This is a genomic window from Mycobacterium sp. 1423905.2 (assembly GCF_001673155.1).
Lineage (GTDB): Bacteria > Actinomycetota > Actinomycetes > Mycobacteriales > Mycobacteriaceae > Mycobacterium.
This window is the reverse complement of the sequence record NZ_LZLE01000011.1, coordinates 1-7,239: the sequence shown is the minus strand read 5'-3', so window position 1 is coordinate 7,239 and position 7,239 is coordinate 1. Positions and strand designations below refer to the sequence as shown.

Below are 7,239 nucleotides of genomic sequence, written 5' to 3'. Positions count from 1 at the left end.
GATTCACCGCCGACCTTGGCGACGATGTCCTTGAACATCTGCCGGTCCTCGCCGCGCTGGATCGCGTCGATGTCCGCGCCGATCAGCTCGACGTCGTAGCGCTCCAGCGCCCCGTTCTCGTGCAGTGCGACCGCGGTGTTCAGCGCGGTCTGGCCGCCGAGCGTGGCGAGCAGGGCATCGATCTTGTTGCCGCGCTCAGCTTGTTGGGCAATCACCCGTTCGACGAAGGCAGGGGTGATCGGTTCGACGTAGGTGAAGTCGGCGAACTCCGGGTCGGTCATGATGGTCGCCGGGTTGGAGTTGATCAGGCTGACCTGCAGACCTTCGGCGCGCAACACCCGGCAGGCCTGGGTGCCGGAGTAGTCGAATTCGGCCGCCTGCCCGATGACGATCGGTCCCGAGCCGATCACCAGTACGTGGCGCAAGTCGGTGCGACGCGGCACTAGCGGTCCCCTTCCTGGGCGCGGTGCGCGCTCACCGCTGCCCCTCCATCAGGTCGATGAACTGGTCGAACAGATACTCGGCGTCGTGCGGCCCCGCGGCGGCCTCGGGGTGGTACTGCACCGAAAACGCCCGCCCGTCTTTGAGTGTCACGCCCTCGACGACACCGTCGTTGGCGCAGGTGTGACTGACCACCGCCGTTCCGAACGGCGTGTCGAAAGACTGACCGGCCTCGCCTTCCAATGCGAAACCGTGGTTCTGCGAGGTGACCGCGACCCGGCCTGTGGCATGGTCCATAACCGGGATGTTGATCCCACGATGACCGAAGACCATCTTGTAGGTCGACAGGCCCAGTGCCCGGCCCAGGATCTGATTGCCGAAACAGATGCCGAACAGCGGGATTCCGGCACCCAAGACCTCTTGGGTCAACGCGACCACGTGGTCGGCGGTGGCGGGGTCGCCGGGCCCGTTGGACAGGAAGACACCGTCCGGCTTGATGTCGGCGATCTGGTCGAAGCCGGCCGAGGCGGGCAGCACATGACTGCGGATCCCGCGCCGCGCGAAATTTCGTGGCGTGTTGGTCTTGATGCCCAGATCCAACGCGACCACGTTGAACCGTTGCGGCCCATCGGGTTCCACCACGTAGAGGTCTGGCGTGCTGACTTCACCGGCGAGGTCGGCGCCCAGCATCGATTCTTGGGACCGGACCCGCTGCACCAGGTCGTCGGGATCGGCCAAGGCCGGACCGGAGAACACCCCGGCCTTCATCGAGCCCCGGCTGCGCAGATGGCGGACCACGGCCCGTGTGTCGATACCGGCGATGCCGACGATGTGCTGGCGGATCAGTTCGTCTTCCAGGGTGCCGCTGGCGCGCCAGTTGGAGGGTTGCGGCGACGGGTCGCGCACCGCGTAGCCGGCGACCCAGATCTTGTCGCCGCGGCTTTCGGCGTCCTCACCGTTCCAGCCGGTGTTGCCGATCTGCGGGGCGGTGGCCACCACGATCTGGCGGTGGTAACTGGGATCGGTCAGCGTCTCCTGGTAGCCGGACATGCCGGTGCTGAAGACGGCCTCACCCAGCGTTTGACCGACGGCGCCGAACGGCGTCCCGGTGAAGATGCGGCCATCTTCGAGCACCAGTAGCGCCCGGTTGTGGTCTGTCACGCGACTCCCTCCGGCTGGCCGTCCAGCCACTCTTCGTATTCGCTGCGATTGTTGGCGCGAAACCCCGTGTCGATCTCGACACCGGCGGGCAACCGCCACCGGATCGCCAGGATGCCGTTGCGAGGACCCACCTTGCCGGCGATGCCCCGTTCGGTACGGATGGCGGTGATCGACTCCTGCGGTATCCAAATAGGTTGCGCGCGAATGCGTTCCATCAAGATGCCCTCGGGGTAGCGGGTGAGCACGGCCTTGCTGCGGTAGCCGAGATCGCCCGCGGTGACCCGCTCGTTCCACGCCGGCGCCAACGTGGAGCCGACATAGAGGCCGCGGCTGGTGCCCAACGCCCCGCCCACGACGTCGGGGAAAGGGGGCAGCGTGCCGATCAGTTCCACCTGCCGCTCACCGCGGCGCCGCCAACCGCGCATCATCAGCTGGATCACCACCGCGATGGCGATCACCACGATCGCCGCGAAGATCAGCGACCCCACCAGTGTGCCTGAGTTCATGCGGGGCTCTTTCCGTCGCGAGCGGTGACCTTGCCGCGCAACAGCGTTGCGGTGACAGTCGCGGGCAGCGTCATCGACTCATAAGGAGTGTTGGCCGACCGGCTGGCCAGGTCTGACCCGGCGACGGTCCAGGTGGCATCGGGATCGACGACGGTGAGGTTGGCCGGCTCACCCACTTCCAACGGGCGGCCCTGGTCGGGCAGGCCGACGATGCGCGCGGGGTTCTCGCTCATCACGCGGGCGACGTCGCGCCAGGTCAGCAGCCCGGGTTTCACCATGGTCTGGACCACCACCGACAACGCCGTCTGCAGGCCCAGCATGCCGGGGCGGGCGGCGGAGAACTCCACGCACTTCTCGTGTTCGGCATGCGGGGCGTGATCGGTGGCCACGCAGTCGATTACCCCGTCGGCCAGCGCCTGACGCAACGCGACCGCATCGGCGGCCTCCCGCAGCGGCGGGTTGACCCGGTTGGCCCCGTCGTAACTGGCCAGTCTGCTGTCGTCCAGCAGCAGGTGATGCGGCGTCACCTCGGCGGTGATCGAAATGCCCTGCTCCTTGGCCCATCTGACGATCTCGACGGTGCCGGCGGTGGAGGCGTGACAGATGTGCACCCGCGCGCCGGCGTCGCGGGCCAGCAATGCGTCGCGGGCGACGATGGACTCCTCGGCGGCCCGGGGCCAGCCGGCCAGTCCCAGCCGCGCGGCGGTCGGCCCCTCGTGCGCGACGGCGCCGACGGTCAGCCGGGGCTCTTCGGCGTGCTGGGCGATCAGCACACCCAGACCGGTGGCGTACTCCAGCGCGCGGCGCATCACCAGCGGGTCGTGCACGCAGATGCCGTCATCCGAAAACATCCGCACCTGGGCGGCGCCGGCATTCATCATGCCCATCTCGGTCAGCTCCACCCCGGCCAGGCCGACGGTGACCGCACCGACGGGATGCACGTCGACCAAGCCGACCTGCTGGCCGCGGTGCCAGACGTGGTCAGTCACCACCGGCGTGTCGGCGACGGGGTTGGTGTTGGCCATCGCGAACACCGCGGTGTACCCGCCTAAAGCCGCTGCGGCCGAACCGGTTTCGATGTCTTCGGCGTATTCGCGGCCGGGCTCGCGCAGATGGGTGTGCAGGTCGACGAAGCCGGGCAACAGCACCTGGCCGGTGGCGTCGATGACGTCGGCCAGTTCCGGGATGGCCAGCTGCGGGCCGATGTCGGCGATCTGGCCGTCATCGATGAGTACATCGACCGGCTCGCCCTCCCCGTAGCGCCGCACCCCGCGTAGCAGCACGCTCATGCCGCCCCCTCTTTTCCGGCCGACTCGGTCCCCACCAGGACATGGAACAGCACGGCCATCCGCACGTGCACGCCGTTGGAGACCTGTTGCAGCACCGCTGATTGCGACGAGTCGGCCACCGAGGAGGAGATCTCCATGCCGCGCAGCATCGGGCCCGGGTGCAACACCACGGCATGCCCGGGCAGCATCGCCTGACGGCGCGCGGAAAGCCCGTATCGGGTGGAGTATTCGCGCACCGACGGGAAAAAGCCGCCGTTCATCCGCTCGGCCTGTACCCGCAGCATCAGTACGGCGTCGGCGGCGGGCAGTTCGGCGTCGAAGTCTCCTGAGACGGTCACCGGCCAGCCCTCCACGCCGACGGGTAGCAGTGTCGGTGGCGCCACCAGCACCACCTCCGCGCCCAGCGTGTCGAGCAACATGACATTGGAGCGCGCGACCCGGCTGTGCAGGATGTCGCCGACGATCACGATGCGTCGGCCTTCGATGCCACCGAGCCGTTGGCGGATGGTCAGCGCATCCAGCAGCGCTTGGGTGGGGTGCTCGTGGGTGCCGTCGCCGGCGTTGATCACACACGGGCCACCGTCGGTGGTGGCGGTCCATTCGGCGAGCAGGTGGGCGGCGCCGGAGGCGGGGTGGCGGACGATCAGCGCGTCGGCACCGGCCGCCCGCAGCGTCAGCGCGGTGTCGCGCAGCGATTCGCCCTTGCCCACCGACGACCCCGCCGCACTGACGTTGATCACGTCGGCGCTCATCCACTTGCCGGCGACCTCGAACGACACCCGGGTGCGGGTCGAATTTTCGTAGAACATCGTGACGATGGTGCGACCGCGCAGTGTCGGGAGCTTCTTGATCTCGCGACCCACCAATGCTTCGGCGAAGCGGTCGGCGTCGTCGAGGATTGCGGTGGCGTCGTCGCGGGTCAGATCGCCGGCGGCGAGTAAATGCCTGCTCATGAGGCGTCCCGGGAGATCACGACGCCGTCGCGGCCGTCGTGCTCACTGAGCTGCACGTGCACGCTTTCGGTGCGGGAGGTCGGGACGTTCTTGCCGACGTAGTCGGCGCGCACCGGAAGCTCGCGGTGGCCCCGGTCGACCAGCACGGCCAGCTGCACCGCGCGGGGCCGGCCCACGTCGCGCAGCGCGTCCAGCGCCGAGCGCACCGAGCGGCCCGAGTAGAGCACGTCGTCGACCAGGATCACCAGCGCGTCGTCGATGCCGCCGGCGGGGATCGACGTGGCCGCCAGTGGCCGCGGCGGCTTGATCATCAGGTCGTCGCGGTACAGCGTGATGTCCAGTGCGCCATGGTCGACCGCGACTCCGCTGAATTCGCCGATGTGGGCGGCCAGCCGATCGGCCAGCAGGACACCGCGGGTCGGGATCCCCAGCAACACCACGCGCGGCGCGTCGGCACCGTCCAGCGCGGTCTTTTCGATGATCTGATGTGCCATGCGGGAAATGGTCCGACCCACGTCGGCCGCTGACATCAATTCTCGGGGTGCAGCACCCATGCGAGAGCTTGACCTCCTTCTCCGCCTCTCTGGACGGGTCGTTAAAGGATGTCGACTGCCGGGCAGCCTAGCACTGACTTGCTCGACGGCGACGAATCGGGTCGCGTGCGCCGTTCCGGAGGTGCCGCAATCGGGTCTACCCTGGCCCAAATGACGGGTCCGAGTTCTTCACGCCGCATTGACTTCGATGCCCTCTACCGCGGCGAAAGTCCCGGCGAGGGTCTTCCGGCGGTGCAGACGCCACCATGGGACACCAAGCAACCCAAAGAGAACGTCGTCGCCTGGATGGCCGAGGGCCTGATCCACGGGGACGTCCTCGACATCGGCTGCGGGCTGGGCGACAACGCCATCTACCTGGCCAAGAACGGCTACCGGGTGACCGGGCTCGACATCTCGCCGACCGCGCTAGCCACCGCGCGGCAGCGCGCCCACGACGCTGGGGTGGAGGTGACCTTCGCGGTCGCCGACTCCACCAAGCTCGACGGCTACACCGACGCCTTCGACACCGTGATCGACAGCGGCATGTTCCATTGCCTCGACGACGACGGCAAGCGCAGCTACGCCGCGGCCGTGCACCGCGCTACCAGGCCGGACGCCACCCTGCTGCTCAGCTGTTTCTCCGATGCCAATCTGGCCGACGAACAGTGGCCGCGGCCGGCGGTGTCGGAACAGACGCTGCGCGAGGTGCTAGGTGAGGCCGGCTGGCATATCACCTCGCTGGAGCCCAGCACGTCGCACCGTGAGATGGACGGGAACGAGGTTGAGATGTCGTTCTGGTACTTACGCGCTCAGCGCGTCGCAGGCGACGCGGACGAGCCGCAGCGCTGACACCCCTGGCGGCCCACTACCCGCATGCAACTTGCCGGTTGAGAACGCAGTTCGAGGGTGGCGAGTAAGTACCGGAGAGCACACCTCGGAAACCACCGGTGGCCGAACCGCCCGGCGCTATGACGCGGTTCCAGTTCGCGGGGGCGATGACAAAGTGCGTCCCTGATTGGCTGACGGTGCTGTTCCACGTGTGCAGGACGCCTTGTCCCGGCGGCATGTCGAATTCAAGCCGCCAATCGGACATCGGCGCCAAACTCGCATTAGTGATGCTGAAGTTGGCGATGAAGCCGGTCTGCCACGTCGACGTCACCGACAAGGTGGCCGCCGCCGCATGAGCCGCCGGGGCGACGGCGAGTCCCAGGACGGCAACCAGCAATGCCGATACGATGACGTGAAGCGCTGTCCGGCAGCGCTTCACGTGCCTTTTCAGTCCGGCCATAGCAGCAACACTAAAGTTGACCGGCCGCTATGACCTCCCGCAGCCCGGTTAGCTGCGGGAACTTTGCGCAACCGAAACCGTGTTGAGATTCCCGGCTGAACCCACGCCCGGTGTCAGCCGCTAGGGTCGCAGCCCCGACGTCCCTCGTGCGCCCAAGCCAGCAAGTCGGGCGGGGCGAGCTGGTTGATCCGGTCGTAATAGCGCCGATACACCACCTCGTCGAAGAAGTGTCGCCAGTCGCCGCGACTGCCGGCCCGGAAGAACCGCTCGTTGCTGCGCCAGATCCCCTCGGTGGATTCCGGCGCCAAATCCGATGCGTGAGCGCGCATTTCGTCGAGGCCGGCGTGGCGGGCAAGCTCGGCGGCGCGTTCTCGGCTGACGTCGTAGCCAAGAGCCTGGCCCAGCCGAACCAGCTCGCCCACCAGGTCGGTCTGCAAGTCCAGATAGTGGAACATCGCCACATTGGGTTGGTGGCGTCGCGTCCAGACCGTCCAGAAGTGGTGCAGGATGTTCGACAACGAGCCCATGTGCTTGGCCGGCGGCGCAAAGCCCGGCCGGTCCGGCGGGACGATCGGCCCCTCCAACCAGTCCCGGAACGCCTCGTGCGGGGTGCGGTCACGTGGTGCGTCCGCGGCTTGCAGCGCACGGTTCAAAGCCGCGTGGTTCATGTTGTCCCACTGCGCCAATTCCGACATCGCGGCGTCGCGCGGGTCGCGGCCGACGCCGATGTAGGTGACGCGGTCGTCGAGCACCAGCCCGTCCAGCGGCGTGTGCGTCTTGATGAACCGGCGGTGGCGCTGGGCGTCGAGCGTGGCGACCACGTCCTCGATCGGCCGGACCGTCCGGTCCAACCACGGCGAGACCATCGACAACGGCCCGGGCAAGTCTGGCCCGTCGAAGATCAGCAACGACACCAGGCGCTGGGATGCGCTGCAGTTGCGCGACGGCGACATCGTCATCTCGGCGCCGTCCAAATGCGGCGTGACCTGGACCCAGCGCCTGGTGTCGTTGCTGATCTTCGACGGGCCAGACTTGCCCGGGCCGTTGTCGATGGTCTCGCCGTGGTTG

8 protein-coding genes and 1 pseudogene are annotated in these 7,239 nt (G+C 67.8%); 1 reads left to right on the top strand and 8 read right to left on the bottom strand.

What is annotated here, in order from left to right; all coding sequences use genetic code 11:
• The 6 genes and pseudogenes from carB to pyrR form a co-directional block, all read right to left on the bottom strand.
• Nucleotides 1-443, bottom strand: a pseudogene (gene carB / locus A9W95_RS00655) (carbamoyl phosphate synthase large subunit); the annotation flags it as partial.
• Nucleotides 444-474: 31 nt separating this feature from the next.
• Nucleotides 475-1,602, bottom strand: coding sequence for a glutamine-hydrolyzing carbamoyl-phosphate synthase small subunit (gene carA / locus A9W95_RS00650; RefSeq protein WP_156745929.1), 1,128 nt, complete (start codon nt 1,600-1,602; stop codon nt 475-477).
• Nucleotides 1,599-2,108, bottom strand: coding sequence for a transporter (locus A9W95_RS00645; RefSeq protein ID WP_067408711.1), 510 nt, complete (start codon nt 2,106-2,108; stop codon nt 1,599-1,601). Before A9W95_RS00645 ends, carA begins: the two co-directional genes overlap by 4 nt.
• Nucleotides 2,105-3,397: a dihydroorotase gene (locus tag A9W95_RS00640; protein WP_067408709.1), complete on the bottom strand. Its 1,293-nt coding sequence runs from the start codon at nt 3,395-3,397 to the stop codon at nt 2,105-2,107. The genes A9W95_RS00645 and A9W95_RS00640 overlap by 4 nt, the downstream gene beginning before the upstream one ends.
• Complete coding sequence (locus A9W95_RS00635) at nt 3,394-4,350, bottom strand: aspartate carbamoyltransferase catalytic subunit (RefSeq protein WP_067408707.1); 957 nt, start codon at nt 4,348-4,350, stop codon at nt 3,394-3,396. The genes A9W95_RS00640 and A9W95_RS00635 overlap by 4 nt, the downstream gene beginning before the upstream one ends.
• Nucleotides 4,347-4,904, bottom strand: a complete 558-nt coding sequence (gene pyrR / locus A9W95_RS00630; RefSeq protein ID WP_067408705.1) for a bifunctional pyr operon transcriptional regulator/uracil phosphoribosyltransferase PyrR — start codon at nt 4,902-4,904, stop codon at nt 4,347-4,349. Before pyrR ends, A9W95_RS00635 begins: the two co-directional genes overlap by 4 nt.
• Nucleotides 4,905-5,054: 150 nt before the next feature.
• Here pyrR and A9W95_RS00625 point away from each other — a divergent pair, with 150 nt between their 5' ends.
• Nucleotides 5,055-5,732 (top strand): class I SAM-dependent methyltransferase, encoded by a 678-nt coding sequence (locus A9W95_RS00625; RefSeq protein ID WP_067408715.1) that lies wholly within the window; start codon nt 5,055-5,057, stop codon nt 5,730-5,732.
• A 16-nt stretch (nt 5,733-5,748) separates the two neighbouring features.
• On the opposite strand, the gene A9W95_RS00620 is transcribed toward A9W95_RS00625, so the two are convergent.
• Both A9W95_RS00620 and A9W95_RS00615 read right to left on the bottom strand, forming a co-directional pair.
• A complete protein-coding gene (locus A9W95_RS00620) occupies nt 5,749-6,171 on the bottom strand; it encodes a cellulose-binding domain-containing protein (RefSeq protein WP_067408703.1) in 423 nt (140 codons plus the stop codon).
• 113 nt (nt 6,172-6,284) lie between these two features.
• Entirely contained in the window at nt 6,285-7,223 is a 939-nt protein-coding gene (locus A9W95_RS00615) for a sulfotransferase domain-containing protein (protein WP_371328006.1), read from the bottom strand.
• Between the last annotated feature and the right edge of the window lie 16 nt (nt 7,224-7,239).

Excerpts from the sequence above, each read along its gene's own strand:
- A9W95_RS00635 (WP_067408707.1), bottom strand. The coding sequence starts at position 4,350 with ATGAGCAGGCATTTACTCGCCGCCGGCGATCTGACCCGCGACGACGCC.
- A9W95_RS00620 (WP_067408703.1), bottom strand. The coding sequence starts at position 6,171 with ATGGCCGGACTGAAAAGGCACGTGAAGCGCTGCCGGACAGCGCTTCAC.
- A9W95_RS00645 (WP_067408711.1), bottom strand. The coding sequence starts at position 2,108 with ATGAACTCAGGCACACTGGTGGGGTCGCTGATCTTCGCGGCGATCGTG.
- A9W95_RS00640 (WP_067408709.1), bottom strand. The coding sequence starts at position 3,397 with ATGAGCGTGCTGCTACGCGGGGTGCGGCGCTACGGGGAGGGCGAGCCG.
- A9W95_RS00625 (WP_067408715.1), top strand. The coding sequence starts at position 5,055 with ATGACGGGTCCGAGTTCTTCACGCCGCATTGACTTCGATGCCCTCTAC.
- pyrR (WP_067408705.1), bottom strand. The coding sequence starts at position 4,904 with ATGGGTGCTGCACCCCGAGAATTGATGTCAGCGGCCGACGTGGGTCGG.